Annotated in this window: 25 protein-coding genes and 3 pseudogenes; 21 read left to right on the top strand and 7 right to left on the bottom strand. The window is 62.9% G+C overall.

The genetic code is table 11. The features are described from left to right. Positions 1 to 130: 130 nt before the first annotated feature. The 7 genes from K2U94_RS20015 (at position 131) to K2U94_RS19985 (ending at position 9,007) form a co-directional block, all read left to right on the top strand. On the top strand, positions 131 to 550 hold the full coding sequence (locus tag K2U94_RS20015) for a DUF6878 family protein (protein WP_243069044.1): 420 nt from the start codon (positions 131 to 133) through the stop codon (positions 548 to 550). Further along, positions 547 to 1,065 (top strand): DUF6915 family protein, encoded by a 519-nt coding sequence (locus K2U94_RS20010; RefSeq protein ID WP_243069043.1) that lies wholly within the window; start codon positions 547 to 549, stop codon positions 1,063 to 1,065. The genes K2U94_RS20015 and K2U94_RS20010 overlap by 4 nt, the downstream gene beginning before the upstream one ends. 15 nt (positions 1,066 to 1,080) lie before the next feature. Continuing rightward, positions 1,081 to 1,413 (top strand): hypothetical protein, encoded by a 333-nt coding sequence (locus tag K2U94_RS20005; RefSeq protein ID WP_243069042.1) that lies wholly within the window; start codon positions 1,081 to 1,083, stop codon positions 1,411 to 1,413. A 167-nt stretch (positions 1,414 to 1,580) separates the two neighbouring features. Then, positions 1,581 to 5,921 carry a strawberry notch-like NTP hydrolase domain-containing protein gene (locus K2U94_RS20000; protein WP_243069041.1) on the top strand — a complete coding sequence of 1,447 codons (4,341 nt, stop codon included), beginning with the start codon at positions 1,581 to 1,583 and terminating at the stop codon, positions 5,919 to 5,921. Positions 5,922 to 5,924: 3 nt separating this feature from the next. Then, positions 5,925 to 6,974 carry a DUF7146 domain-containing protein gene (locus K2U94_RS19995; protein WP_243069040.1) on the top strand — a complete coding sequence of 350 codons (1,050 nt, stop codon included), beginning with the start codon at positions 5,925 to 5,927 and terminating at the stop codon, positions 6,972 to 6,974. A 314-nt stretch (positions 6,975 to 7,288) separates the two neighbouring features. Continuing rightward, entirely contained in the window at positions 7,289 to 8,209 is a 921-nt protein-coding gene (locus tag K2U94_RS19990) for a DUF2493 domain-containing protein (RefSeq protein ID WP_243069039.1), read from the top strand. A gap of 270 nt (positions 8,210 to 8,479) precedes the next feature. After that, positions 8,480 to 9,007 carry a TetR/AcrR family transcriptional regulator gene (locus K2U94_RS19985; protein WP_243069038.1) on the top strand — a complete coding sequence of 176 codons (528 nt, stop codon included), beginning with the start codon at positions 8,480 to 8,482 and terminating at the stop codon, positions 9,005 to 9,007. Positions 9,008 to 9,020: 13 nt separating this feature from the next. On the opposite strand, the gene K2U94_RS19980 is transcribed toward K2U94_RS19985, so the two are convergent. Continuing rightward, on the bottom strand, positions 9,021 to 9,707 hold the full coding sequence (locus K2U94_RS19980; protein WP_243069037.1) for a DUF1993 domain-containing protein: 687 nt from the start codon (positions 9,705 to 9,707) through the stop codon (positions 9,021 to 9,023). Positions 9,708 to 9,964: 257 nt separating this feature from the next. Here K2U94_RS19980 and K2U94_RS19975 point away from each other — a divergent pair, with 257 nt between their 5' ends. The 7 genes and pseudogenes from K2U94_RS19975 to K2U94_RS19945 form a co-directional block, all read left to right on the top strand. Continuing rightward, complete coding sequence (locus tag K2U94_RS19975; RefSeq protein ID WP_336606189.1) at positions 9,965 to 10,600, top strand: isocitrate lyase/PEP mutase family protein; 636 nt, start codon at positions 9,965 to 9,967, stop codon at positions 10,598 to 10,600. Positions 10,601 to 10,660: 60 nt separating this feature from the next. Then, entirely contained in the window at positions 10,661 to 12,181 is a 1,521-nt protein-coding gene (locus K2U94_RS19970; protein ID WP_243069035.1) for a transposase family protein, read from the top strand. A 6-nt stretch (positions 12,182 to 12,187) separates the two neighbouring features. Further along, positions 12,188 to 12,466 (top strand): hypothetical protein, encoded by a 279-nt coding sequence (locus tag K2U94_RS19965; protein ID WP_243069034.1) that lies wholly within the window; start codon positions 12,188 to 12,190, stop codon positions 12,464 to 12,466. A gap of 12 nt (positions 12,467 to 12,478) precedes the next feature. Beyond that, positions 12,479 to 12,640, top strand: coding sequence for an isocitrate lyase/phosphoenolpyruvate mutase family protein (locus K2U94_RS19960; protein ID WP_243069033.1), 162 nt, complete (start codon positions 12,479 to 12,481; stop codon positions 12,638 to 12,640). Between the two features lie 472 nt (positions 12,641 to 13,112). Further along, the gene (locus K2U94_RS19955) at positions 13,113 to 13,286 is read left to right on the top strand and encodes a hypothetical protein (RefSeq protein ID WP_243069032.1); all 174 of its coding nucleotides are present in this window, start codon (positions 13,113 to 13,115) and stop codon (positions 13,284 to 13,286) included. A 232-nt stretch (positions 13,287 to 13,518) separates the two neighbouring features. Continuing rightward, the gene (locus tag K2U94_RS19950) at positions 13,519 to 13,947 is read left to right on the top strand and encodes a LexA family protein (protein ID WP_243069031.1); all 429 of its coding nucleotides are present in this window, start codon (positions 13,519 to 13,521) and stop codon (positions 13,945 to 13,947) included. Then, a pseudogene (locus K2U94_RS19945) lies at positions 13,947 to 14,081 on the top strand (Y-family DNA polymerase); the annotation flags it as partial. The gene K2U94_RS19950 and the pseudogene K2U94_RS19945, both read left to right, overlap by 1 nt. An 85-nt stretch (positions 14,082 to 14,166) precedes the next feature. On the opposite strand, the gene K2U94_RS19940 reads toward K2U94_RS19945, so the two are convergent. Further along, positions 14,167 to 14,367, bottom strand: coding sequence for a hypothetical protein (locus K2U94_RS19940; protein ID WP_243068950.1), 201 nt, complete (start codon positions 14,365 to 14,367; stop codon positions 14,167 to 14,169). A gap of 212 nt (positions 14,368 to 14,579) precedes the next feature. On the opposite strand from K2U94_RS19940, the gene K2U94_RS19935 reads away from it, so the two are divergent. The 3 genes from K2U94_RS19935 to K2U94_RS19925 are packed head-to-tail and all read left to right on the top strand — an operon-like array spanning position 14,580 to position 17,211. Then, on the top strand, positions 14,580 to 14,942 hold the full coding sequence (locus tag K2U94_RS19935; protein WP_243069030.1) for a hypothetical protein: 363 nt from the start codon (positions 14,580 to 14,582) through the stop codon (positions 14,940 to 14,942). After that, positions 14,939 to 16,675 carry a relaxase/mobilization nuclease domain-containing protein gene (locus tag K2U94_RS19930; RefSeq protein WP_243069029.1) on the top strand — a complete coding sequence of 579 codons (1,737 nt, stop codon included), beginning with the start codon at positions 14,939 to 14,941 and terminating at the stop codon, positions 16,673 to 16,675. The genes K2U94_RS19935 and K2U94_RS19930 overlap by 4 nt, the downstream gene beginning before the upstream one ends. Further along, on the top strand, positions 16,651 to 17,211 hold the full coding sequence (locus tag K2U94_RS19925; RefSeq protein ID WP_243069028.1) for a hypothetical protein: 561 nt from the start codon (positions 16,651 to 16,653) through the stop codon (positions 17,209 to 17,211). The genes K2U94_RS19930 and K2U94_RS19925 overlap by 25 nt, the downstream gene beginning before the upstream one ends. A 29-nt stretch (positions 17,212 to 17,240) precedes the next feature. On the opposite strand, the gene K2U94_RS19920 is transcribed toward K2U94_RS19925, so the two are convergent. From K2U94_RS19920 to K2U94_RS19900, 5 genes and pseudogenes are all read right to left on the bottom strand, one after another. Beyond that, positions 17,241 to 18,092 (bottom strand): helix-turn-helix transcriptional regulator, encoded by an 852-nt coding sequence (locus K2U94_RS19920; protein WP_243069027.1) that lies wholly within the window; start codon positions 18,090 to 18,092, stop codon positions 17,241 to 17,243. Between the two features lie 212 nt (positions 18,093 to 18,304). After that, positions 18,305 to 18,983: pseudogene (locus tag K2U94_RS19915) on the bottom strand (Rieske 2Fe-2S domain-containing protein); the annotation flags it as partial. A 45-nt stretch (positions 18,984 to 19,028) separates the two neighbouring features. Beyond that, complete coding sequence (gene folE / locus K2U94_RS19910) at positions 19,029 to 19,610, bottom strand: GTP cyclohydrolase I FolE (RefSeq protein WP_243069055.1); 582 nt, start codon at positions 19,608 to 19,610, stop codon at positions 19,029 to 19,031. 123 nt (positions 19,611 to 19,733) lie between these two features. Further along, positions 19,734 to 20,438: an RNA polymerase sigma factor gene (locus K2U94_RS19905; protein WP_425332563.1), complete on the bottom strand. Its 705-nt coding sequence runs from the start codon at positions 20,436 to 20,438 to the stop codon at positions 19,734 to 19,736. Positions 20,439 to 20,984: 546 nt separating this feature from the next. After that, a complete protein-coding gene (locus K2U94_RS19900) occupies positions 20,985 to 21,179 on the bottom strand; it encodes a hypothetical protein (RefSeq protein WP_243069026.1) in 195 nt (64 codons plus the stop codon). Between the two features lie 608 nt (positions 21,180 to 21,787). On the opposite strand from K2U94_RS19900, the gene K2U94_RS19895 reads away from it, so the two are divergent. From K2U94_RS19895 to K2U94_RS19880, 4 genes and pseudogenes are all read left to right on the top strand, one after another. Next, on the top strand, positions 21,788 to 22,066 hold the full coding sequence (locus K2U94_RS19895) for a hypothetical protein (protein ID WP_243069025.1): 279 nt from the start codon (positions 21,788 to 21,790) through the stop codon (positions 22,064 to 22,066). A gap of 188 nt (positions 22,067 to 22,254) precedes the next feature. Further along, positions 22,255 to 24,024, top strand: a complete 1,770-nt coding sequence (locus K2U94_RS19890; protein WP_243069024.1) for a PQQ-dependent methanol/ethanol family dehydrogenase — start codon at positions 22,255 to 22,257, stop codon at positions 24,022 to 24,024. A 175-nt stretch (positions 24,025 to 24,199) separates the two neighbouring features. Beyond that, positions 24,200 to 25,000, top strand: coding sequence for a tetratricopeptide repeat protein (locus tag K2U94_RS19885; RefSeq protein ID WP_243069023.1), 801 nt, complete (start codon positions 24,200 to 24,202; stop codon positions 24,998 to 25,000). 264 nt (positions 25,001 to 25,264) lie between these two features. Then, positions 25,265 to 25,483, top strand: a pseudogene (locus K2U94_RS19880) (IS3 family transposase); the annotation flags it as partial. Between the last annotated feature and the right edge of the window lie 77 nt (positions 25,484 to 25,560).

Genomic DNA, 25,560 nt, shown 5'->3' with positions numbered 1-25,560 from the left:
GCGCCTCGCGCTGGACCTTTTTCTTTGGAAGGCCGTGAGAGGAAGAGGAGGGGCGGGAGGGGAATGAACCGGGAGATCTGAGAGAGAGGTCTCCGGTTCATCCCGCAAAACTCTCCCGAGGCTCTTCGCCATGACCGATATTCCCGCAGAAATTGTCGAAACTCGCAACGCCCTGGCCGCTCGCCTCGCGGCCGCCGGCTTCACCCAGGTCATTCTCTATTTCTCCGGCTGCGGAGACTCCGGACAGCTCAACGACATCGGCGCGTACCCGTCCGAGATCCCGCTCGATCCGGCGCTTTACACTGACCTAGCGAGTTTTGGCGAGGACTACCTCGAGGCCACCGACGTCAATTGGTACGATGGGGATGGTGGCGGCGCATCGCTCACCTTCGATCTCGCCAACAAGACCTTCTCCAGCGACGTTTACTGGAACGAGACCGTGATGAACACGGGCTTTGCAGAAAACGATACGCTTCCAATCGGCGACATTGATGCAGTCGTAAAAGACTCCGACGCGCATGCCCTGGCAAATACCTCGGTGCAACCATGAGCCATGCGCATTTCCACGCCCAGTCGTCGGCTCGTCGGTTCGGTGGCGCGCCCGACGATTACCTGGCTATCCACCAATGGTTCGACGCTACCAAGGAAATGTGGGCGGACGCCCGCCACCGCGCCCTGCGTCACCACTGCCAGGGAATCTTCGAATGCGAACGCCAGTTCGGGGTCACCATTCCCAACAGCGCCGGCAAAGACGTGCCCGTCCGTCTCATCGGCGAGCAGCATGTTATGGAAGATTGCGGCGGCATCATCCCGACCATCGCCGACTGGCTTTCCGCGATCCGCTTCGAACCCTGGATGAACTTTGGCTACCGCCGGTCGCTCGCCGTCGAACATGGCGACATGGCCGCGCCCGTTCCAAACGCCCGGCGGGCAAATGAGTCGCCAGCAGGCGTCATCCAGTCGGCCCCCACAGCCCGCCCCAGCAATGCCGCGCCCGAATCCAGTGCGCGCGACATCACTCGCGTTCGCCGCCGCGTCGCAACGCACGCGTCCCTGGAATTTTAACGGAGCAAATATCCAGTGCGCCTCGACCTGAAAGCCATCGACCTCGGTCCCATCGCCGTCTGCGCTGTCAATGACGCGCGCCTCTATCAGACCAGCTACGTCGCCAACGGCGCCGTAGCTCTCCAGATCGCATCGAAAACCAGAGGTCTTCTTGGATCCCTGACGCGAAACATCCTCGGCGTCTCCGAAACCCTCGCCGCGGGCGAAGTCATCCTCGATCCGACGTCAAAATTCTTCAACGTCGCCGCGGCGACCGGAATGCTCGCCGCCACGGGACGGGCGATCGAGGCCGACGGCGCCGTTCTTCCGATCTGGCGCCTCGCCCCCGCCCTGGCGGCCGCTGCGTGAGTCGCGCCGTACCGAAAAGGCTACGCGGCTTAGGTCTGGCGCTTCGCGCCGGACCTTTTTCTATGCTCGCCTGGAGAGGAAGAGGAGGGCCGGGAGGGGAATGAACCGTGGGATTTGAGAGAGAGGCTCCGGTTCGATCCCGCAAAACTCTCCTGAGGTTGTTCCCTATGACCCATGCTCCCGCTCGCCTTGCCACACTCGCCGCCGCGCCGATTCCGGCTGGCCCGCTGTCCCCCGATGCGTCGTTCGCCGCCGCGCAGAATCTTCTTGCCGCTCTCGAACGCGGCAAGCGCGTCGACGCGCCGATGTTGCGGGCGGCGATGGAATTCGCCTTTGGCGGTTCGGACGCCCAAGGCGCCTGGGACTGGAAAATGGCCTATGACGCCTGCGAGGCGGCGACGGTCCTCTTCCTGCGCAAATTTGGTCCCGCGATGCAGGCGCGCGCCGGCTCGCCCGCCGCGCTGCTGGCGATGCTGACCAAGATCGCCGGTCTCTTGCCCACGCATACGCGCCGCTCGGAAGAAAGCCAGGCGCTGCAGCAATTCTCGACGCCGATCGCGCTCGGGCTCGTCGCCCGCGTCGCCGCGGCGATCACACCCGCCGATCTCGTGCTCGAGCCTTCGGCGGGGACCGGGCTGCTGGCCATTCTCGCCGAGCTCGCCGGCGGGTCGCTCGTTCTGAACGAGTTGGCCGAGACCCGCGCCGGGTTGCTCGGCCATTTGTTTCCCGGCGTCGCGGTGACCCGTTTCGACGCCGCGCAGATTGACGATTATCTCGACGTTGGCGTGACGCCGAGTGTCGTGCTGATGAATCCGCCCTTTTCCGCGCTCGCCAATGTCGATCGTCAAATGGCAGGCGCCGCCCTTCGCCATATTTCTTCGGCGCTTGCTCGACTCACGGAAGGCGGAAGGCTGGTGGCGATCACCGGGGCGAGTTGCGCGCCGGATAACCCCAGCTGGACCGAGCATTTCGTCCGGCTGCAGGAGCGCGGGCGCGTTGTCTTCTCCGCCGCCATTGACGGCGCGGTCTTCGCCAAACATGGCACGACCATCGACACGCGCCTGACCGTCATCGACCGGCTTCCCGCCGCCGATCCGACGAGCCTCCCGGCTTCGCCCGGGATTGCGCCCGATGTCGCCACGCTGCTCGGCTGGGTGACGCAATTGGTTCCGGCGCGCCTGATCCTCGCGGCGCCAGTCAGCGTTTCGTCCGCCGTTCGCCCGATGATCGCGCGGGCGCCGCACGCAATCGCCGCTCGTCCAGCCCCGCTCCCGGCTAAGACGTCCGACCCAGAGGTTTTGGAGCTGGCCTATGAGACGGTGGAATGGAAGCCGCTCGAAGGCCGGAGTCTGACGGAGGCGCTTTATGAGGAATACGGATTGCAGTCGATCCGTATCCCGGAGTCCAGGGTTCATCCGACCAAACTGGTGCAGTCGGCGGCCATGGCTTCGGTCGCGCCGCCCAAACCCACGTACCGCCCGCATCTGCCCGCCAGCATAATTTCCAGTGGTCTGCTGTCCGATGCCCAGCTCGAAAGCGTCATCCAGGCGGGCGAGGCGCATGGCGGCCGCCTTGCTGGATTCTGGACCGTAGACGAAACCTTCGATAACGTTTCCGCGGCTTCCGACGACGCCGAAAACGCTTTCCAGTTTCGCCGGGGCTGGTTTTTGGGCGACGGCACTGGCGCCGGCAAGGGCAGGCAAGTCGCGGGCATTCTGCTCGATAATTGGCTTAAAGGCCGCCGCCGCGCGGTCTGGGTGTCGAAATCCGACAAGCTGATCGAGGACGCGCAGCGCGACTGGTCGGCGTTGGGCCAGGAGCGACTTCTGGTAACGCCGCTGTCGCGTTTTCGCCAGGGCGCGCCGATCCGGCTGGCGGAGGGCATCCTTTTTACGACCTACGCCACTTTGCGCTCCGACGCGCGCGATGAAAAGGTCTCGCGCGTGCGCCAAATCGTCGATTGGCTCGGCGGCGATTTCGACGGCGTGATTATTTTCGATGAAAGCCATGCGATGCAGAACGCCGCCGGCTGCAAGGGCGAGCGCGGCGACCAGGCCGCCTCGCAGCAGGGCCGCGCGGGACTGCGTTTGCAGCACGCGTTGCCAGATGCGCGCGTCGTCTATGTCTCGGCGACTGGGGCGACCACCGTGCATAATCTCGCCTATGCCCAAAGGCTCGGCCTGTGGGGCGGCGAGGATTTTCCCTTCGCCACCCGTAGCGAATTCGTCGAGGCGATCGAGGCGGGCGGGGTCGCCGCCATGGAGGTGTTGGCTCGCGACATGAAAGCGCTCGGCCTCTATGCCGCGCGGTCGCTGAGCTACGAAGGCGTCGAATATGACATGCTCGAGCATCAGCTCACTGACGAGCAGATCCGCATTTACGACGCCTATGCCGGCGCGTTCAGCATCATCCACAACAACCTCGCCGCGGCGCTCGAGGCGACCAACATCACTGGCGAGACCGGTACGCTGAACCGGCAGGCGAAATCCGCCGCGCGTTCAGCCTTCGAGAGCGCCAAGCAGCGTTTCTTCAATCACCTCATCACGGCGATGAAGACGCCCTCGCTGATCGCCGCTATTGACCACGATTTAGCCGCCGGCCACGCCTCGGTCATTCAGATCGTCTCAACCGGCGAGGCTTTGATGGAGCGCCGTCTCGCCGAAATCCCTACCGAGGACTGGGGCGACGTCCAGGTCGACATCACCCCGCGCGAATATGTCCTCGATTATCTCGCCCACAGTTTTCCGACCCAGCTTTATGAGCCCTTCACCGACGGCGAGGGCAATCTGTCCTCGCGGCCAGTGTTTCGCGATGGCCAGCCGGTGCAAAGCCGCGACGCTGCCGCGCGGCGTGATCGGCTGATCGAAAAGCTCGCCTCGCTGCCGCCGGTGCATGGCGCGCTCGACCAGATCGTCCAGCGTTTTGGGGCGGACCTGGTGGCGGAAGTGACGGGCCGCTCGCGCCGGATCATCCGCAAGACCGGATCGGACCGGGTGGACCGCCTTGTCGTCGAGAACCGGGCGGGTTCGGCGAATCTAGCAGAAACCCAGGCCTTCATGGATGACGTCAAGCGCATCCTGGTCTTTTCCGACGCCGGCGGCACGGGGCGCTCTTATCACGCCGAACTCTCGGCGAAGAACCGGCGCCTGCGCGTCCATTATCTGCTTGAGGCCGGGTGGAAGGCCGACGCCGCCATTCAGGGTCTTGGGCGGACCAACCGCACTAATCAGGCCCAGCCGCCTTTGTTCCGGCCGATCGCCACCAATGTGAAGGCCGAAAAACGCTTTCTATCGACCATCGCGCGCCGCCTCGACACGCTCGGCGCCATCACCAAGGGCCAGCGGCAGACGGGAGGGCAGGGGCTGTTCCGTCCAGAAGATAATCTTGAAAGCTTTTACGCCCGCGACGCGCTGCGCCAGCTCTACCTGCTGCTGGTCAATGGCAAGGTCGAGAATTGCTCTCTCGCCGCCTTCGAGGAGGCGACCGGCCTCGCACTGACCGACAGCAATGGCATCAAGGACGATCTGCCGCCGATCACGACTTTCCTCAACCGCCTGCTGGCTTTGACCATCGAGTTGCAAAACATCCTGTTCACGGCGTTCGAGCAATTGTTGACGGCCCGCATCGAGGGCGCGATTGCGTCAGGAACCTATGACGTCGGGCTGGAGACGCTGACGGCGGAGAGTTTTGTCGTCACCGACCGGCGGACGATCTACACCCATCCGGGGACATCAGCCGAAACGACGCTGCTGACGATCACCCAGCGCGAGCGAAATCGCCCGGTGACCTTGGAAGACGCGCTCGACCGATTGTCTGATCCGCGGACAAAATTGCTGGTCAACAGCCAGTCGGGCCGCGCCGCGGTGCAGGTTCCCAGCCCCAGCGTCATGCTCGACGATGGTGAGGTCGAACGCCGGGTCCGGCTGATCCGGCCGATGGAGCATCCCTCCCTTGCGCTCGGGATGATGCCGCAGACCCATTGGCAGGAGGCCGACCGCGCGACTTTTGTCCGCGCCTGGCTGGCGGAACTCGCCGACGTGCCGGAATTCACCGAGAGCCAGATCCACATTGTTTCCGGCCTCCTCCTGCCGATCTGGAAGCGTCTGCCCAACGAATCGTCCCGAGTCTACAGGCTGCAGACCGACGTCGGGGAGCGCATTGTCGGCCGCAAGGTCTCGGCGGCCTGGGCGGCAATTGCGCTTGAAACCGGCCCGACCAGCCTGTCGCCCGAAGGCGCCTTCGCCGCGCTGATCGAAGGCAAGACCATCCTCGATCTCAGCGAGGGGCTGCAGCTTCGCCGGGTTCGCGTCATGGGAGTCAATCGCATCGAAATGACCGGCTTCACCGACATGATGCGTGACCGGCTGCGCGCTTATGGTCTGTTCGGTGAGATCATTTCCTGGAAGCTGCGGATGTTCGTGCCGACCGACGCCGCTGGCCCGGAGGTTTTGGGCAAGGTGCTGGAGCGCTACCCGCTCGAGCGCATCGCCGAGCGGGCGGCGGCCTGAACAATGGCGCCGGCGAGTGAATTGGCCTGCCGTCTTGCGCGCGAGGCGCAAGCGGTATGCCGTCATTATCTCTCCAATGGCCGACGCGAAGGCCGCTATTGGCTCGTGGGCGATGTGCGCAATACGCCAGGACGCTCGATGTTCGTCCGGCTGATAGGACCGGACTTTGGCAAGGGCGCGGCGGGCAGGTGGACTGATGCGGCGACGTCCGAGCACGGCGATCTGCTCGACGTCATCCGCGAGAGCTGCGGCCTTGTCCAGTTTCACGACGTTGTCGATGAAGCCAGGCGGTTTCTGGCGCTTCCGAGGCCGGAGCCCGAAAGTGGGCGCCGGCAGACTTCGGCGCCATCTGGATCGTCGGAATCGGCGCGGCGGCTGGTCGCCATGTCGCGGGCGATTTCGGGCACGCTTGCGGAAGCCTATCTGCGCAAGCGCGGCGTCATGTCCTCGCATGGAGCGGAAAACCTCCGCTTCCATCCCCATTGCTATTGCCGGCCTGATCGACGCTCTCGAGTCCAGAGCTGGCCGGCGATGATCGCCGCCGTCACCGATCTCGACGGCGAGATCACCGGCGCGCATCGCACCTGGCTCGACCCTTTGCGGCAAGACAAGGCGCCGATTGACACGCCGAGGCGGGCGATGGGACATCTTTTGGGCCATGGCGTGCGGTTTGGAATGGCGCAGGATTGTCTGGTGGCTGGCGAAGGCATCGAGACCATGTTGTCGCTGCGCTGCGTCTTGCCCGCTCTGCCGATGATCGCCGCGCTGTCGGCCGCGCATCTCTCCGCCATCCAGTTCCCGGCAAAATTGCGCCGGCTCTATATCGCCCGTGACAGGGATTCGGCTGGGGACCAAGCGGCAGAGGGTTTGATCGACCGAGCGAAAGCGGCCGGGATCGAGGCGATTGCGCTATCGCCAAGCCTGGGGGATTTCAATGATGATCTCCGCGCATTCGACGCCGACGGGCTTCAAGAGTCGTTGCGTGGGCAGCTGGCTCCCGAGGACGTGGCGCGTTTCATGGAGACGGTCTCAGGCGTCGGCGCCGCCTCATGAATTGCATCCTGGCGCGGGGTTGATGTCGCATTCGAGTGTGGCGCTTTGCGCAGCTTCGGAGAGGACCGGGCCCACGGCCTTCTGAGAGGGCGATCGAGCGGCAAGCGGATCGGACCGGCAATGGCTGTGACCGACTATTTTCCGTCGGCGGACAAGCCGCCTTTACATCGCGAGACAAAATAGCCGGCCGCCGCCATCCTCCGCTTTGCTTCGGCTCCTTCGGTTCCCTGCGGAGTGCAGGTCCGCTCCGCATGCCGCCTTTCGTCGCCACGAAGGCCGCGATGGGCGCGGTCGATCCGAGACAGGCAAGCGCCATGACCACCGAATGCGACGAAACCGGCTTTGAAGCGCAGAATTCATCCCCGACCGAGCACCTCCTCGCCGAACTCCAGCTCTATGGCCATCGTCCCTTCCAGGATGAGCCCGACGCCCGACCGCTTCCCGAAGCCCGGATCGTCGCGGGCGCCGTCGCCGACATGTTTGACGCCCTCGTCTCCACCCTGGGCGACACCCGCCTTGAACCCGACCTCGAAGACCTGCTCTGGTCGACCGTCAATCTCTTCCACCGCGCCGCCAGCCGGATCGAGCGCGAACTCGACGACAACGAGCAGGCGCAAAAGCGCGGCCAGAAAGAACAGGACGGCTCAGAAATCCGCTCGGTCGAGCTCGAGCGCCTCACCGCCGAAGGGCAGACGCTGATCGAGCGCAGGAACAGCATGGAATTCTTCCGCGATCAGGCCGCCGACCAATTCGAGCGCCACCTCCACTCCGTCTGGCGCCCGCGCGCCGGGTCGATGGTCAATCATCGGGCGCTGACCTCAGCCGTGATCGACAGTCGGGATTTTCTTGCCGCCAAGCGCCGCTCCGAAAACGAGGTGCTCTTGCCCGTCGGCCCGAAGGTCGCTCTCACCGGTGGCCTCGACTTCAACGATCATCGCCTGGTCTGGGACAAACTCGACAAGGTCTTTGACAAGCACCCCGACATGGTTCTGCTGCATGGCGGCTCGCCCAAGGGCGCGGAGCTGATCGCCGCCCGCTGGGCCGATCATCGCAAAGTCCCGCAGATCGCCTTCAAACCCGACTGGACGAAACACGCCAAGGCGGCGCCCTTCAAGCGCAACGATCAAATGCTCGATGTTCTGCCCATCGGAGTCATGGTGTTCGCCGGGACAGGCATCCAGGAAAACCTCTGCGACAAGGCGCGCAAACTCGGGATCCCGGTCTGGAAGTTTTAGGATGGCGGCGCGTGAGCGCCGTTTCTGCTCTTTCGGCGGAATGATTTCTGCGGTCCCGCCGGCGGCAATCGCCCACGTAGTGGACATTCTGCTAGCAAAATGAACTCACACTCGTGGACCCAAAGTGGCCCGTCGCGATCGAAAATTTCGACGGCGGCGATGAGCGGATTGTGAGCGTAGCGCGATGGACCGTTCGCGAGAAGTGGCGGATTGACAGCACTCGCTCTGGAGCATTAGCTATCTATCGGAAGATAGCTAAGGGAGAACTGCGTGAGCGAGGTCAAGATCGCTATCATGGACGCAGCGGAACAGCGCATGCGACTCGGCGGCTTCGGCGGCTTTAGCTTTCGCGAAATCGCGGCGGATGTGGGGATAAAGAGTTCAAGCGTCCACTACCACTTTCCGACCAAGGAAAATCTCGCCGCGGCCGTTATCCGGCGTTGGGCCCAAGCGGTCTCGCAGCACGTCGACGAAGCGCTGGCGAAGGACCCCGATCCTATCCGGGTCTGGACCAAAATCTTTCGAGGAACCGCCATGTCTGAACCTAGCATGTGCCCATGCACGGTGCTCGGTGCCGCCTCGCAAGACCTGCCGGAGGAAGTGTCGAGCGAAGTGAAAGGCTTTTTCAAAATGTGCCTTGACAAGCTGGTCGCCCGAGGATTGTCGCAGAGCAAAGCCGCCGAATTCCTGTCGACGCTCACGGGCGCCTTGGTCGTCGCCAATGCGCTCCGAGACCCAACGGCGTATGACCGCGCAACCTGCGACCTGTTGCGACGGCGCGAGGAGGCAGTTGCTTGACCGCTTGCACCAATCAGGCGTCAATCCAATTGACCGGGCCGAGAAACTCCATCTTGCCGATATCGACTCCGTTATGGCGGAGGATCGCGTAAGCCATCGCGACGTGAAAGTAGACGTTCGGAATTGTCATTTGCAGGAGATAGTCTTCGCCGCCAAGGACCTTGCCGGCGGGCGCGAAAGACAGGGCGACTTTCCGCGCGGCGGCCCCGGCATATTGCGGTTCCTTCACGCTCAGAGCAAAGGCGACGGTCTTACGAATGCGGGCCCGCACGTCGTCGATCGTCTGCTCTGTGTCCTCATGCCCGGGCGGCGTCTGCCCGGATAGCCAGGCTGCCGCCGCCTTGACATAGTCGCACGCGCTCTGAACCTGATAAATGAACGGTTTCATGTCGGGCGCGAGGCGGGCGGACATCAGCACGCCGACGTCGAACTTCCTGGCGGCTGCCTGCTGCTCGGCTTTTTCGAGCCAAGTCTCCAGGTTCCTCAAAGCTTGCGCGCATTGCGAAATCGCGTGGGCGTACATGATCCCTCCCTGCGAGTGCTGCAGTGTCCGCGCCCACCGATGGTGGGGCTTATATCCCAATTGACCGAACCAGCAGGCGGTAATCGATGCACCGATAAAGCGTTCGCACCGATGGTCAGCATCGATTGTGCACGGGCCGGAAAGGAACGCCACAACGCTTACGATATCCTCGATCACGCCATGTCGACCAGAGCGCGCGGCGGTCGCGCCACCAGTTTCTCTCCACTGCCTTTCACGACCTATCGATAGATCGTTATCGAAAAAATAACCCTGGATGTTTCGGCCGTCAATGCCTATCTACCGATAGATTTATTAATCAGGAAACCAAAAGCTATGTCGCGGCGGCGCTCGCGATCGAGGAACGCGCCCACCCTCATCGTCGCGGCCAATGCAATCGACGAACCAAGGAGAGGATGCAATGAGCCAGATCCACAATGCCTGCCGCTTCACCGAGTTGCACGTCAAAGGCGCGCCGCTGCTGCTCTACAATGCATGGGATGCCGGCAGCGCCAAAGCGATTCTCGCGGCGGGCGGGCGGGCGAGCGATCGCGACGAGCAGTTGGTCCGTCGCGGCGGCGCACGGCTATCGGGACGGCGAGGCCATCCCGATCGCTTTCGCCGAGCAAATCGTGGGGCGGATCGCGGCGAGCGTCGACGCCCCGGTCACCGTCGATTTTGAGGGCGGGTACAGCGAGGACGACGGCGAGCTTGCCGACAATGTTTCGCGGCTGCTCGATCTGGGCGTTGTCGGCGTCAATTTCGAGGACCGGGTCGTGAAGGGCTCGGGCCTCTATGATATCCACCGGCAAGCGCGACGGATCGCCGCCATTCGCAACGCTGCCGAGAAAAGGCGCATCGATCTTTTCATCAACGCCCGCACCGACATCTTCTTCGAACAGAAGGACCACGCAGGCCCAGCAGTCGGCGAAGCTCTCGACAGAGCCAAGGCCTATGCGGACGCGGGGGCGTCAGGTTACTTCGTCCCCGGCGTTGAGGACGATGCGCTGATCGGGCGAATATGCGACAACGTGTCCATGCCCGTCGCATTGCCTCATGCGAAATGCTCCTGAATAGCGCCTCGTTGCCTCATCTAATTTGCTCCCGAGAGCGATTAGAGCATGGGGTAGACGATGAGGCGGATGAGCATGGCCACGCGCAGGGAAATGACGGCGGCTGTCGCGCAGCGTTATAGTAAGGCCGATCGCGCCGAAAAGACGCGACTCCTCGACGAGTTCGTCCTCGTCTCTGGCTATCACCGAAAGCACGCGATGCGTCTTCTGCGGGCCAGCAAGGAAGAACGGCCGGCGGTTCGCAGGGCGCTGCGACGGGTTTATGACGAGCCCGCGCGCTCCGCTTTGATCGTGCTCTGGGAGGCGTCCGACCGGGTCTGCGGCAAAAGGCTGAAGCCTTTGCTGCCCTTGCTTATCGAGGCGATGGAACGCCACGGCCATTTGTCGCCGGCGCCGGAAATCACATCCAAGATCCTGGCGATGAGCGCCGCGACCATCGACAGGTCGCTGCGGCCTGTCCGCGAAAAATCCCGTCTCGGCGTCGCCCGTCGACAGGCCTCAAGCGCGCTCAGACGCAGCGTGGCGGTGCGCACTTTCGCCGACTGGCAAGACCCGCAGCCGGGCTTCGTCGAAGCCGATCTCGTCGCCCATAGCGGACCCTCTCCGCGCGGCGGGTTTCTTTACACCTTCGTTCTCACCGATGTAGCGACCGGCTGGACGGAATGCGCCCCGCTGCTTGTGCGCGAGCAACATTTGTTGCGCGAAGTCTTGACCGAATTGCGCAAGCAGCTGCCTTTCGCGTTGCTTGGCTTCGACACGGACAACGACACGGTTTTCCTGAACGAGACCATCAAGACCTATTGCGAAGAGGCCGGCGTCGTGTTCACGCGATGCCGACCATATAAAAAGAACGACCAAGCCTTCGTCGAGCAGAAGAACGGGGCCATCGTTCGCCGGATGGTCGGCTATCGACGGTTTGAAGGGCTGACGGCGGCCGCGGCGTTGGCGCAGCTCTATCGCGCGTCCCGGTTGTTCGTGAACTTCTTCCAGCCCTCGTTCAAATTGCTGAGCAAAGAGCGCGATGGCGCGCACGTGCGCAAACGCTATGACGCGCCAACGACCCCACACCAACGCCTGCTCGCCGACGCCCGCCTGCCTGAAACCGCGCGCGAACGGTTGCAGGTGACATATCGCGGTCTCGACCCGATCGCGCTCTTGCGCGAAATCCGCGCTTGCCAAAGTCGCCTCGTCGAATTGGCCGATGTTTCAGCGCCCGCGCAGGAGAAGACGGCCCCTTTGCCCATCGAGCAATTCCTGTCAGGCTTACGCATTGCCTGGAAGGACGGTCAAGCGCGGCCGACCGATCGAGCCAAGCCGAAACCAAAACGCGAACGACGTCGACCCGACCCACTCGTCGCCGTCACGACTCAACTGCGAGCCTGGTTCTTGGCCGAACCGTGGCGATCGGGCAGCGAATTGCTCGCCAAGCTTCAAGCTGAATATCCTGGCGACTATCCCGCATGCCTGCTGCGCACCTTGCAACGTCGGCTGAAAGTTTGGCGCAGCGAGCGCGCTCATGATCTGGTGTTTGGATCCGCCAGAACTCCGCCGCTCGACGTCCCAGAAGACAGAGGAAGTTGACCCGGGTTGGCCGTTCATCGCACCACCACCATTATCGGCGAGACGGAGCCGGCTTTGTCAATGACGGCCCTTCGGGCCGCCGCCAAAGGCGGTCGCGGTGCGATCATTGACAAACCCGACCCGCTCGCCAAGACGGCTCTCCGCGATAATGAATGGCCGACGATGTTGGCGGTTGCAGCCAAACACCTCGCCGTCACCCTTGCTCCAGCGGAAATTTTAGCGAAAATGCCGGGAGCAAAATGGTTGAGGCAACAGCCAAGGGGCTTCGGGAACATTCTTCGGTGAGGCAACACGCCCGTGAACGTCATGGTCATGGAAGGTTTGCCATCGCATGCCCGTCTGTCCGAACTCGGCGTCGCGCGCATCAGTTATGGCCCCATTCCCTTCATCCGCGCTATGGAAGCGCTCGGACAGGAAGCGAGCGCAACGTTCAACCGAGCCACCCGTTCGGACTCCTGAGCCGGCGAGGCGGACGGCGGAAAGCCATACGCTGCTAGCCTCCGGCGGCGGCACCGGGGGATCACCGACCATAACCGCGATATCGCGACGCAATATCTCCGCCCCGCTTTTGCGTGGTAGAATTCCCCGTTGGCGTTTTGTGCGACAATCAAGTTCCGCTATTGGCGCATCTTTCCCATTCAGCCATCGACCGATTTTTTATCGGGACCAGTCCTAGCAATCCGCCCGTGAGCGGCGCACACGTTCATTCAACATTCCGCTCCAAATCTCAGCACCGAGCACCATCCCCGCTTCCAGTAGCGCTTATCCTTGATCCCGCCCACGGCCTGACGCCATCAACCCGTGAAGGGTCCGCTACGCAAGCGTGCGGCCGCTGCGGCTGCGCCTGCGCGGTGATTGCGGCCCTGCGCCGGCTTCATCGGGCGCCTGTCAAGCGGGGATGGTCCCCGCCTCCAAGACAGGAGCCGGAACAATGTCTCAAGCCCTCAGCACCGCACACCTCCGCGCCTGGAACCTCGCCAACACCCTCATGGTCTGCATCATCGTCTTTCAGGCCGGCAACGGCGACTACGGCGTCATGCCGACCGACGAATATGACGGCGATCCGGCGGCCGTGGTGCACGAATTCGATCCATTTACCCGTTAATTCAACGAGTCCGAGGTCCGGTGGCGCAATAATCGCGCGCCGGACCCCCCATTCCTCCCGCGAACGATCATTCGCCAGCTGCGGTCTTCGCCCCCGGAACCGGCGGCGCGACAAAAGAGCTACCGCCGAAATCGACGGGGCAGCCCCTGCCTCCTACGCCAGAGACCTTGACAAAACGTGCGCCAAATCGTTCTAGTTTTGTTCCTATGATAACCTGATCGAAAGCAACCCCATGGCTCCCCTGCGCTTGGTCGGGACCAAACTCGTCTTGCCGTTGGCCCTCCACTCGGTCTGCGCCGGCTTTCCCAGCCCGGCAGACGATTATCTCGATGAAAACATCGATCTCACGCGGTTGCTGATCGTCAATCCCCCGGCCACGTTTCTCTGGCGGGTGGAGGGGAAATCGATGATCGACGCCGGGATTTTTCCCGGCGATCTCGTCGTTGTCGACCGCAGCCTCGAGCCCCGGCACGGTGACGCTGTTATCGCCATCGTCAATGGCGAACGGTCGATCAAGCGGATCAATCTGCGCGGCGGCGGCGAACTGCTGCAATGCGCCAATCGCCGGATGCCGCCCTTTGTCCTGCCGGAATGCGCGGAAGTCGAAATCTGGGGCGTCGTGACCTGGTGTCTGCGCGGCCTCCGCCGGGCTGGGCCCTGATGACCTTCGCGCTCATTGACGGCAACAGTTTTTATTGCTCCTGCGAGCGGCTTTTCCAGCCGAAGCTGGAGCGTCGGCCGGTCATTGTCCTGTCGAATAATGACGGTTGCGCGGTGGCGCGCACCACCGAGGCTGTCAGGAGCCACCTTGGAATGAGAATATGAAGATTATTTGGGATTTGGCCATCAATAGTGAGAATTTCGTCCTGCAACATTCTCACTATTGATGGCTTGCGTCGGCGGCCTCGGGCAGTTCGAATTTCGCTTCGCGGCAGAATTTATCGAAGTTTCGCTGGCCCCTCAGAAGGGTCGCCCTGCGCAGATCCCGAAGCATGGCGGGATTAGCCAAAACGCGCGCCAGTCCCGCGAGCCATGCGCGCTGCTTTTCGTCATCGTCAAAGACGCGTTCATCGTCGCTCATTCCGGCCACCGAATTTGCTCTAACGTTCGGCACCAAAATTCTCACAATTGATGGCCAAGTCAACGCAGATTATCAAATTAGATGGATATTCATAAATATCATGGCGAAGCCTAAACACTTGATTTCGTTGCATTCGATTTCTCACCCCAAGATGTCGCCTGACAGCCGGTTCCGTCACAAAACCCAGGCGCAAGCCACGCCTGCGGACGGAATTGTCCGAGGCCGACGAGCGCCGCCTGGCCGAGGCCGTGACGCTATTCGGCCTGCCAAAGGCCGAAGTCGTGCGGCGGCTGATCCGCGCTTCGGTGCAGGCGGGGCCGGCGCTCTCGGCAGAGAACACGCGAGCCGTCGTCGAGCTGGCGAGCCAGGTGCGGATGGTCGGCCGCAACTTGGCGCAGGTTCTCAAAGCGATCCATCGCGGCCAGGCTGTGCGGCTGGAGGACAGCGAGGCGGTCTGGCGCGGCCTGCACGAGGTCGTCTCAGCACTCAATGACGAGCTCACCGAAATGACGGTTGCCTACGGATCGAAGCTGCGGCGTGAGGCGAAACTGACCTTGCCGGCGGAAGACCAATGAGCCAAGCCGCCCAAATCGACTGGTGGCTGGGGCAAGTCGAGGCGACCCGGCGCGCGGTCCTGGGGGGACGGGACGAGCGCCGGCGACTGTGGCCGTCGGGCGTCGTCGATGACGCGCCGCGGGGGCGCCGCGCGCAGGCGCCGCGACCGACGGAGGCACCAGCCAGAGAGGCCGGCATTGAGGGCAGGACGATCAGCGGCGGCCGGGACGACGAACGCCGCCGCCGCCTGCCTGTGGCCTCTGGTGGCGGCGGGGTGACGGGTGGGACAGGCGCTCCGCGGTCGGAAAGCGCGACGATCGCCGGCGACCTATCCGGTGGCGGTGGAAAGAGCGGTGGCGCACTCGGCCGCGCGAGAAAACTCGCCGCAGGCTACCAGCCCGCCGTCATCAAGGTGGTGTCTTACGCGCGCGGCGCGGCTCGGGCGACGGCGACCGGGCAATATGTGCAACGCGATGACGTCGCCCTCGAAACCCATGACGGACGCATGCTGACGGACCGCGAGGCGGTCGCAGAAGAAATCAAGGCCTGGTCGGCGAGTTTCTCCAGGCGGGCGGAGAGTCAGGACGTCGTGGCGCTACGGCTGAAGTTGAGTGGCGTTTCCGACACGCCCGAGGGCCGGGCGGCATACGAAAAGGCGGTCGCCGCCGGATTCGAGGGGCATTGTCACGCCTGGCGCATCGACGCCTCGCCTTCGGGCGAAATCGAGGCGCGCGTGGTCATCGCGACGGCGGGCGCGCCGAAGGAGCGGTTCCGCATCCGCGAGGAGCGTGTTGACGCCGAGGGGGACGGATTTGCGCGCCGTCGCCTCGACGGCAAATCCGAAGCGGCCATCAAGGCGCGCATCGAGGCCGCCACGGAATTCGCGCCGCAGACGATCGCCGTCGTCCCCGGCGCCGCCGGGCACGGCCGGGACGGGGTCGGCGACCGGCTAACCAGGCTCGTAGAAAAAGGCGCGGCGGCCGACGACCGCGGCGAGACGATCGCAAACCCGGGCGACATTCGTTTGGCCGCGCGGCAATGGGGCCCGTCGCTGCGTTCGCAATCGTCGCGTGACACGATGCATCTGATCATTTCGGCGAAGGCGGGGACCGACGTCGCGGCGCTGACCAACGCTGCACGCGCCTTCCTGCACGACCGTTTCGCCGACCACAAATTCATGTTCGGTGTCCATAACGACAAGGAGGCCGACGGGCACATCCACGCCCACGCGGTCATCACCGTCAGGAACGAGTCTGGCCAAAAAATCCATCCGAACCGCGACACGTTTCGCGACTGGCGCGAATCTTACGCCGAGCACGCGCAGGCGCAGGGGCTCAAAATCGTCGCGACTTCGGCGAAGGAGCGGGCGTCGTCGCAGAGCTACGGCCCGAAGGACAAGGCGGTCGTCGACACAGCCGAGCGGCCGCGGCCGGCGCGCGAGGCGCGCGACCGCGCCTATGCCGCCGATCCGGCCAATCAGCGTCTCATCGACAACGCCCGCCAACGCATCCGCACGGCGCGGACAAATCCGATCCGGTTGCCGGCGTCGGAACCAGACCGCCGCGCAGTCAACGAGGGCGTCGCGGCCTGGAGCGCAATCGTTCGGGAAAATCCGGAAAACGCCGCCGCCCGCGACATGCTCGAGCGTTTGAGCCTCGCGCAGGCGGTCGGCGGCATTCTACACGCGATCGAAAAACGCGTCGCCCTTTTGCCGAGGAGAACCAGGACATGGCGATCACGTCGGAGAAGATGACGAAGGATCTGCGCTTGATGAATGATGCGGTTTCGCGCACCGCCGATCTTCTCGACGGCGCGACCAAACAGCAGTTTCGGGAGCGGTCGGCGCGCTATCTTGAGACGCTCGTCAACCGCATCGACCTGCAACGGGCGCAAGAGGGCGGCGCCCAAGAGCTTTCGCGCGCCGAGGCGATCCGCGCGAAAGAGGAGCGGGAGGCGGCGGAGGCGCGGCGACTCGCGGATCGGGCGATCGACGCCAAGCGCCGCCAGGAGGGAAGGGGCGGGGTTGATCCCGAGTCGCAGCGCGACACCCTCGCCGATCGGGCAATCGTCGCCGGCGCGCAGCAAGCTGCGGCGCGTGAGGCGCGGGAGGCTGCCGCGGCGCGAGAGGCGGCGAACATCCTTGCCGATCATCCGGCGCGGCCTTTGCCGCAGGCGTTGGTCGAGTCCAACGCGCTGGCAAAACTCCGCGCCGAGCAAGAAAAGGTCTTGCACGACATCGAGGGCGAGGGCGCCGAGGCGCAGACGAACAAAGGTCAGCGAATGGCGTGATGCGCCAGCGACGGCGCCAGAATTCGAACTCAGCGCAGCAGCTTCATCCGCAGGGCGATGGCGATCGCGTGGCCCTTGGTGACGGCTCCGAGTTTTTCGCGCGCCGACAAGAGGTGTTTGACGACGGTGGGCTTGGAGATTCCGAGGATGACGGAAATCTCCCAATCGGTTTTGCCTTCGGCCGCCCAGAGCAGGCAGTCGAATTCTCGCGGGCTGACCTTGCCGAGGAGACGCCGGCGGCTTTCTTGGTGATGGAGAAAGGCGCCGACCGCGTAACTGGCGGCGAAGCCGAGCAGGGCGCGGCCCTCCGCGTCGACGTCAGCGTTAGAGCCGCCGAACGACACCGCCGCGAGGCTGCCGTCGAGCGTCGGCACGGGAACGACATAGCCCTCGCGCAGGCCGAATTCCGCCGCCTCGCCTTTGATAAGCGTAACGTCCTTCGCCGCCGGGCAGGAGCGGTATGCGTCCTCCCAATCGAAGGGGGTTCGCTCGTGTTGCAGGCGATGAACGATCGGGTCGCGAAAGACGTAGCCGCGGTCATGATAGCGGGCCGACCATTCCGAGGGGAAACGCTGGAACAGGATCCGCGATGCGATCTCCTCGGGCGAGACGCGGGCTGTAGGTACGATGCCGGCAAACACAGAGTTGAAGCCGTACTGGACGGCAATTTTCAGCAGTGAACGTTCGACTTCGGCCGCGTCGCTGGAACGCTCGATGCTTTCAATGAACCGCCACGTCTCATCAAAATCTTTATCCAATATCGTTTGTCCTCTGCATATACGACGAAACGCGCTCGTTGGCGCGAGGGGACCCTCTCGACACTGTTCAGGTTGAGGGGAATTTTTCCACGGAATCGGGGCCGAAATGCGAAGCCTAAGCACGACTTTCGACTATGTCCGGCGTGGCGTTCCGAACGCAAAAAGCGCCGGCATTACCCAGGGTGCGCTGGCATCCTTTGCCATCGGTTACCGTCGAAAGGCCGTCGTGCCGGACGAGATCCTGAAATTGTCGGAGGCGGCCACGTTGCTCAAGGTCGCCGAAAGGACCGTCTATACAATGGCGCAGAGATCGGCGATTCCGGCATTTGAGGTTCACGGCCATAGGCAACAGCGCCACTGTCGGCAACAATGATGTTGCCCGCCTTGGTATCGATCAAGGCAACTTCGGTCTTGAGTCGCAGGTCGATGCCGGCCTCAGTGTCAAAGCTGTCCCGGCGCAGCGGCAACCAGTCTTCCGGAGCATTGCCGGCGAGATAATCCTTCGACAGATTTGGCCGATCGACCGGCGGCGCGATATCGCTGCTCAACATGACGATGCCGCCGCAAAACCCCTGCCGCCTCAACATCTCTGCCGCGGCGAATCCCGCGGCGCCGCCCGACGATCACAATCTTGTCGGCCGCTTTTACGGGACCCTTGCCGCGCGGCTTTGGCTGGTTGCGTTTTTGCCGGACGAAGATGCGATCGCCCTCCTGCTCGACTTGCCAGACGCCGAGCAGGTTCAGCGCCGGAGCGCGCGTCGCTTCCCCGGTTTTAAGGTCGAAGCAGGCATGATGCCAGGGACACCGGATGCTGTCCCCGACCACAAGGCCCTCGGCGAGCGGCCCGTGGTAATGACTGCAATGCGCATCGATAGCGAAAATCTCCGGGCCCGAGCGCACCAGCGAAACATCCTGATCGCCGACATGGCCGAGCAAGGTCTCGCCGGTGAAGTCATTTCATGCAACGCCTTCTGCGAGATCTGGTCCAGCCGGCGGAGCTTGCTCTTCAGCCATGTTTACTCCTCCATCGTAGCAGCAATTGACGAGCCCCACTCTATATCAAGTCGCTATGCCAAGGAATTCCTGGCGGGTCAGCGCGTTGTCGCGGAAGCATCCCAGCATGCGGCTGGTGACCAGGTCCGTGCCGGGCTTGTGGACGCCGCGCGTGGTCATGCAATGATGCGTCGCCTTGATGATCACGCCAACGCCCTGCGGCTTGAGCACGTCGTTGATGGTGTTGGCGATTTGCGCCGTCATCTTTTCCTGAATTTGCAGGCGTTTGGCGTAAACGTCCACCACCCTGGCCAGCTTGGAGATGCCGACCACGCGGCCATCTGGAATGCACGCCACCCAGGCCCGGCCGATGATCGGCGCCATGTGGTGCTCGCAATGGCTTTCGAAGCGTACGTCGCGCAGCACGATCATTTCGTCGTAGCCGTCGATCTCCTCGAAGGTCTTTTCCAGAATCTCCGCCGGGTCTTGGTCGTAGCCAGAGAAAAACTCCTCCAAAGAGCGGGCCACGCGAGCGGGAGTCTCGATCAGGCCGTCACGCTCGGGATCCTCGCCGGTCCATCGAATAATTGTGCGCACCGCAGCTTCGACTTCGGCCCGACTCGGCTTCTGGACTTCGCGCTGCGGCATTCTTGCGCAATCCAGCGCATGTACAATCGGAATCACGGGCACACTCCTCCGTACAGACGTCGAAACGACGCCCGTCGCATAATTGAAGCCTGTTAGATGGACCGCGGGCGAAAAGGTTCCCGATTAGCCGGACAGGCCGAGACGGGCCAGAACCGCGACGGTCAGACGCTCGCACCGCCGGCCGGCGAATGGAAAGGCGTCCATCAGGACGGGGCCGATCTGCCTGTCTAATTGCTCGCGAACGAGCCGTCTGGCGCGGTGCAGCCTAGTTTTGACGGTTTCAGGTCGAACGCCAAGGATCTCCGCGGTGTCTTCGACGCTCATTCCTTCGATAACCCGTGTGATGAAAACAATTCGATAGGCTTCGGGAAGCTTGTCGGCGGCCTGTTCGACAAGCTGAAGAATTTGACGCTGAGCCATCGTTCGTTCCGGATCGTCGGCTTTTGACGTGAGAGGAAATTGAATGATTTCCGCCGCGGTTCGCTGTGTTTCGAATTTCACGATATCCACAGTCGAACGCTGGGCTCTGAGCCGTCCCAGTGCTTCATTCATCGTGATTCGAGCGAGCCAGGTCGATAGACTGGAGTCGCCGCGGAAGCTGTCGAAGTGGGTAAAGGCGCTGACATAAGCTTCCTGAACGACATCCTCCGCCTCGCTATCGTTGCGGAGAATACTCCGGGCAATGCGGTAAAGTCGCTGATTGTATTTCTGCATGATTGTCCGGAACGCACCGCCATCCCGTTGCAAGGCGCGCCGCACCAATTCGGCATCTTCCAGCTTGCCATCGGCGTCATGCGCGAGCGGCCCCTCTGAATTTTGTCTCACGATTTCTCTCCTACCGTCGTTCGATGGTTCAGGATCAAAAAGGTTCCTGAAAATATGCGAATTTCCATATGAGTTCCAACCTGCCCGTCTTAATACCGCACGGGTGCGTTCCTAAGCGGATTCCGCAGCGGACCGGGTGATTTCGCGAATCACGGCGCTCGGCCGCGCCGTCGGTGGTCAGATCGGCGGCGCGATCGAGGATGCGACTGGCGGCCCGAATGCCGGTGACATGCGGCCTCCGTCAACGTCGGGCAGTGTTACCGCAACGCCGCCGGCCACCAGAGGCTATGGACAAGGAGGAGGCGGTGGTGGCGGTGGCGGTAATAGTGGTGATCGCGGTACGAGTTCCCCACCTGAGGACCCCTTCTGAAAACGTTCGATTTGGTCAAAACGCGAACCAAACCGAACATGCGTTCCGACACGCCGATGCTGCAGGTTTGCAATGACAGGATGAAATAGATGCGGTCTGAAACGACCTTGCCAGCAGTTCTGCTCACTTGCCGCAAGGTCAGTTGAGCTAAGCGTCTTCTCTGATTGGGGTCGCTGAAGTCAAGCTGCTCCTGTTCGATCTTCCAAAATGGTGGTCGTTTCGTTCGCGTGGGTCACGCGCTTCTCTTCGCGGTCGGCGTTTGGCCGCCGCATGATGGGATCAGTAAGGCGAGGCGTCTCAATCTGTTTCACGACCTTGCTTTCGGCTCGCAGGCGCTGGACTCTCAACGAGATCATCTTGCCCTTCGTCTCCACGGGAACGATCCGCTTTACCCTCCGGGCGAATTCCTGCCCACATCCTGACAGGAGCGGCCACCTGGCGGTCGAGACGCGGGAGCTGCGGCGAGGCTTCTGGACTGAAGCCTCCTGTCTGAGAGGATGTGATTGCCACATCAACCCTCTCAGGCCGCGCCATCTCGCCCGCGCCCATTATTTTCGATGCGACACATCATGACCACGACGCTGCCCGCAGTTCTCGCGCCGCTATCGCCTCGACGCCGCCATCCGCCAAGGATTATTCCCTCGCGCCTCCAAGCACCCAGAAAACCCGGGCACGGCCGGCGCGGCGGTCGTCGGCATGATTGGTCCCACCAATGCGCCTCGTCTGGCCCTTATCTCGCCAACCGATGGCTTTGTTCCGAACAGCTCGCCGCGTGCGATCCGATTTGCGTGAAGTCGCCGCGCGCGATTCCGCCGACGAAATCTAGGGCTTCACGCCGCGCCCGTTCTAACGCGTCCGCGAAAAAAAAGCGACGTTTGAGCAATCAACTCCTTACGCGCCGCGCGCCGCGAAAGTAAAGTAATGTGCGCGAGGCGGGCGCGAAATCGGCCATCATGGGCGCCAAAGTACAATTCCCTTCGCGGTGCCGCGCTCTACGATCTGGCATAAATTTGGGGAAGAACGTGGCGTTTTCGACTCGCACGCTCTCGGGATTTCCCTTGCCGCCAAACCCGTCAGCATCGTCTATCCCAAACATCCTTTCGCACGGGAATGGCCGGTCGGCGGCGCCGTACAGGCCAGCGCCGTCGATCTGGCCGACGCCATCGACAGGGAAACGGCCGGGCTTTCGGCCTCCGGCGAATTGAACAGGATTTTCTCGGCCTATGGCGTCACTTGGCGCCGGCCGAAGGAAGATCAATGACCGAAAAAAGTTCCTGAAAACGGACGCCGTTTTTGGGAATGTGACGGTCGACAGAAATGTTGGAGCGCGGGCGACGTTTCGGTTAAACGCGTCAAGCTCCGGCGAGGTCAGACGCCCGGCGGGCTCCGCTTTGGCGCCAGGCTAAAATGCGGCGGAACCACCGCCGCGGCTTCTTGGGAGGAATGGGAATGATTAAAAAGATACTGTTGGCCAGCGTTTCCGTCATGGGGATGGCTTTTGCCGGCGCCGCTTACGCCGGCCCGGTCACCGGCGACGATCTGCTCAATGACGCGACCAATCCGAAGTCGGTTCTGACCAATGGCGGCCTTCAGGGTCACCGTTTCAGCCCGCTCAAACAGATCAGCACCGCCAACGTCAAGGACCTCGTCCCGGCCTGGTCCTTCTCCTACGGCGGCGAAAAACAGCGTGGCCAGGAAGGCCAGGCCCTGGTGCATGACGGCGTCGTCTACATCACCGCGTCCTACAGCCGCATCTTCGCCATGGACGCCAAGACCGGCGACAAGCTGTGGGAATACGACCACCGCCTGCCTGAAGGCATCATGCCCTGCTGCGACGTGATCAACCGCGGCGCCGCCATTTACGGCGACAAGGTCTATTTCGCGACCCTCGACGCCCAGATCGTCGCCCTCGAAGCCAAGACCGGCAAGGTCGTGTGGCACAAGGCCATCGACGACTTCAAGGCCGGCTATTCCAACTCCGCCGCGCCCCTGATCATCCCGACCAAGGCCAATGGCGCGCTGATCATCACCGGCGTCTCCGGCGGTGAATTCGGCGTCGTCGGCCGCGTCGAGGCCCGCAACGTCGACACTGGCGAGTTGGTGTGGTCGCGCCCGGTTCTCGAAGGCTTGACCGGCACTTATCAGGGCAAAGAAACCACCATGACCGGCAAGGCCAACGAGACCTGGGCCGGCGACCAATACAAGACGGGCGGCGGCGCCACCTGGCTCGGCGGCACCTATGATCCGGAAACCAAGCTGGTGTTCTTCGGAACCGGCAACCCGGCGCCGTGGAATTCCTGGCTGCGCCCCGGCGACAACAAGTGGACCGCCTCCCGCATCGCCATCGACCCGGAAAACGGCGAGATGAAGTGGGGCTTCCAGACCACCCCGCATGACGGTTGGGACTATGACGGCGTGAACGAGTTCATTCCGTTCGACCTGAACAAGGGCGGCAAGACCATCAAGGCCGGCGCCACCGCCGACCGCAACGGCTTCTTCTATGTTCTCGACCGGACGGACGGCAAGTTCATCTCGGCCATGCCCTTCGTGAGCAAGATCACCTGGGCCAAGGGCATCGACGCCAATGGTCGTCCGATCTACAACGACGATTTCCGTCCGGGCGATCCGTCCTTGTCGGCCGATGGCAAGAAGGGAACCGAAGTCTTCGCGGTTCCGTCCTTCCTCGGCGGCAAGAACCAGATGCCGATCGCCTATTCCGACCAGACCAAACTGTTCTATGTGCCGTCGAATGAATGGGGCATGGACATCCACAACGAGCCGGTCGTCTACAAGAAGGGTGCGGCCTTCCTTGGCGCGGGCTTCAACATCAAGCCGGTCTTCGAAGATCATATCGGCTCGCTGAAGGCGATCGATCCCGCCACCCAGAAGGTGGTGTGGGAATACAAGAACAAGGCTCCGCTGTGGGGCGGCGTCCTGACCACCGCTGGCGGCCTCGTCTTCACCGGCACGCCTGAAGGCTATCTGAAGGCTTTCGACGCCAAGACCGGCGCCGAACTCTGGAAGTTCAACGTCGGCACCGGCATTGTCGCCCCGCCGATCGCCTGGGAGCAGGATGGCGCGCAAATGATCGGCATCTCGGCCGGTTGGGGCGGCGCTGTTCCGCTGTGGGGCGGCGAAGTCGCCAAGTCCTTCAAGGGAATCGACCAGGGCGGCTCCTACTGGGTGTTCAAGCTGGCTCCCCGTTCCGCCACCGACTGATGAAATCGGGTCGCTTCCACCATCCTTCGTCGAAGCGGCCTGACGAAATCTGGTGAACGAAAGTCTTTCGGCGTTTTCGCAGGCACGACGCGTCGTTGCGCGCGAAAAAATTGCGCTCTTCCGGCTGAGGCAGGAGGAGCGCCACAAACATCTCATCCGGTCGAAGGTCATAATCATGAAACATGTTTTCCTCCTCATCGTCGCGATGGCCGGCGCCGGCCCGGCCTTTGCGCAGGACACCACGGAAGCGGATTGGATTCGCGATCCGGCTATGGGCAATTACAAGGCCTATGCCGAATTCAAAATGGCGCATTACGACGCCGCCCGGCATGTATGGGAAGTCCTGGCCGGACGTGGCAACCCGGACGCGCTGTTCAACCTCGCCATCCTCGCCGAGGACGGCCTTGGCGAACCGAAGGATCTCGCCAAGGCCGAATCCCTTTACGTCGCGGCGGCCGACGCGGGCGGCTTCAAGGCGCAATACCGCCTGGGAGTCCTTTACAGCGGCGACGGCCCCTTGCGAAACATCGACAAGGCGCGCCACTTTCTGAGCCTCGCCGCGCAACAGGGAGACCACGACGCCGCCGATCGCCTGGCGTCACTGGCGCACCCCGATCGACCTCCCAGCGAATTCGAGCAGGCCGAACTGCTGAGCAGCAGCGGTCGCCAAGCCGAGGCGGCGGCGATCTACCAGCGACTGGCCGACAGCGGCGACCGCCGCGCCCAGACGCGACTCGCCTGGATGTACGAATCCGGCCAGGGCGTCGAGCGCGACCTCGATGAGGCCGGGCGGCGGTTCATGATCGCCGGGCAAGCGGGCGACGCCGAGGCGCAATACGCGCTCGCGGTGATGTTCAAGACCGGCAAGGGCCGCCCCGTCGACGCGGAACAGGCGGAGCAATGGCTGCAACGCTCCGCCGCGCAGAAATACCCGCCGGCGCGCGCCGCCTTGGCCGCCCAGCATAGCGACGAATAGAAACGGCCGGCGACGTCCTGGCAAGATTCTGCCGCGGAAACCCCGGACTCGCGCGGACCTCCCCGCCTTGCTCACGCCACAGGTGTCGGCCTTGTAATGACCCAGCATAGTCAATCCCTTGTCGGGACCGACCACCGAAATGGCGGTGGAAACCACATCGGCCAGCGCCGCCCTTTCCGCGATCACCGAGACGCAGGCGAAGGAGGCGGGCGACAGGTAAGCCGGCGTCGACTAAAGATGATTGCCTGTACGCTTTACAGGCGACGCACGATCAAGGAGGCGACCACCAAACGTTATCACTATGACGATCACGCGCAGCTCGCGGCTCATCTCGAAAACTTTGTGGCCGCCTACAATTTTGTCCGTCGGTTGAAAACGCTCAAGGGCCTCACGCCTTACGAAGCCGTCTGCGAAGCATGGACAAAAGAGCCCGAACGATTCAGACTCGATCCAATCCATCAAATGCCGGGCCTAAACATCTAACCAATCGTGCAACGGGCCTTTGCGCTTGCCGATGACGCGCAACAGGGAGGTCGCTGCGAGAACCGAGCAGCGTTCGG

The organism is Candidatus Rhodoblastus alkanivorans (assembly GCF_022760755.1).
Classification (GTDB): domain Bacteria; phylum Pseudomonadota; class Alphaproteobacteria; order Rhizobiales; family Beijerinckiaceae; genus Rhodoblastus; species Rhodoblastus alkanivorans.
Note: the sequence above shows the minus strand (reverse complement) of the source record. Positions and strands in the feature narration are given on the sequence as shown.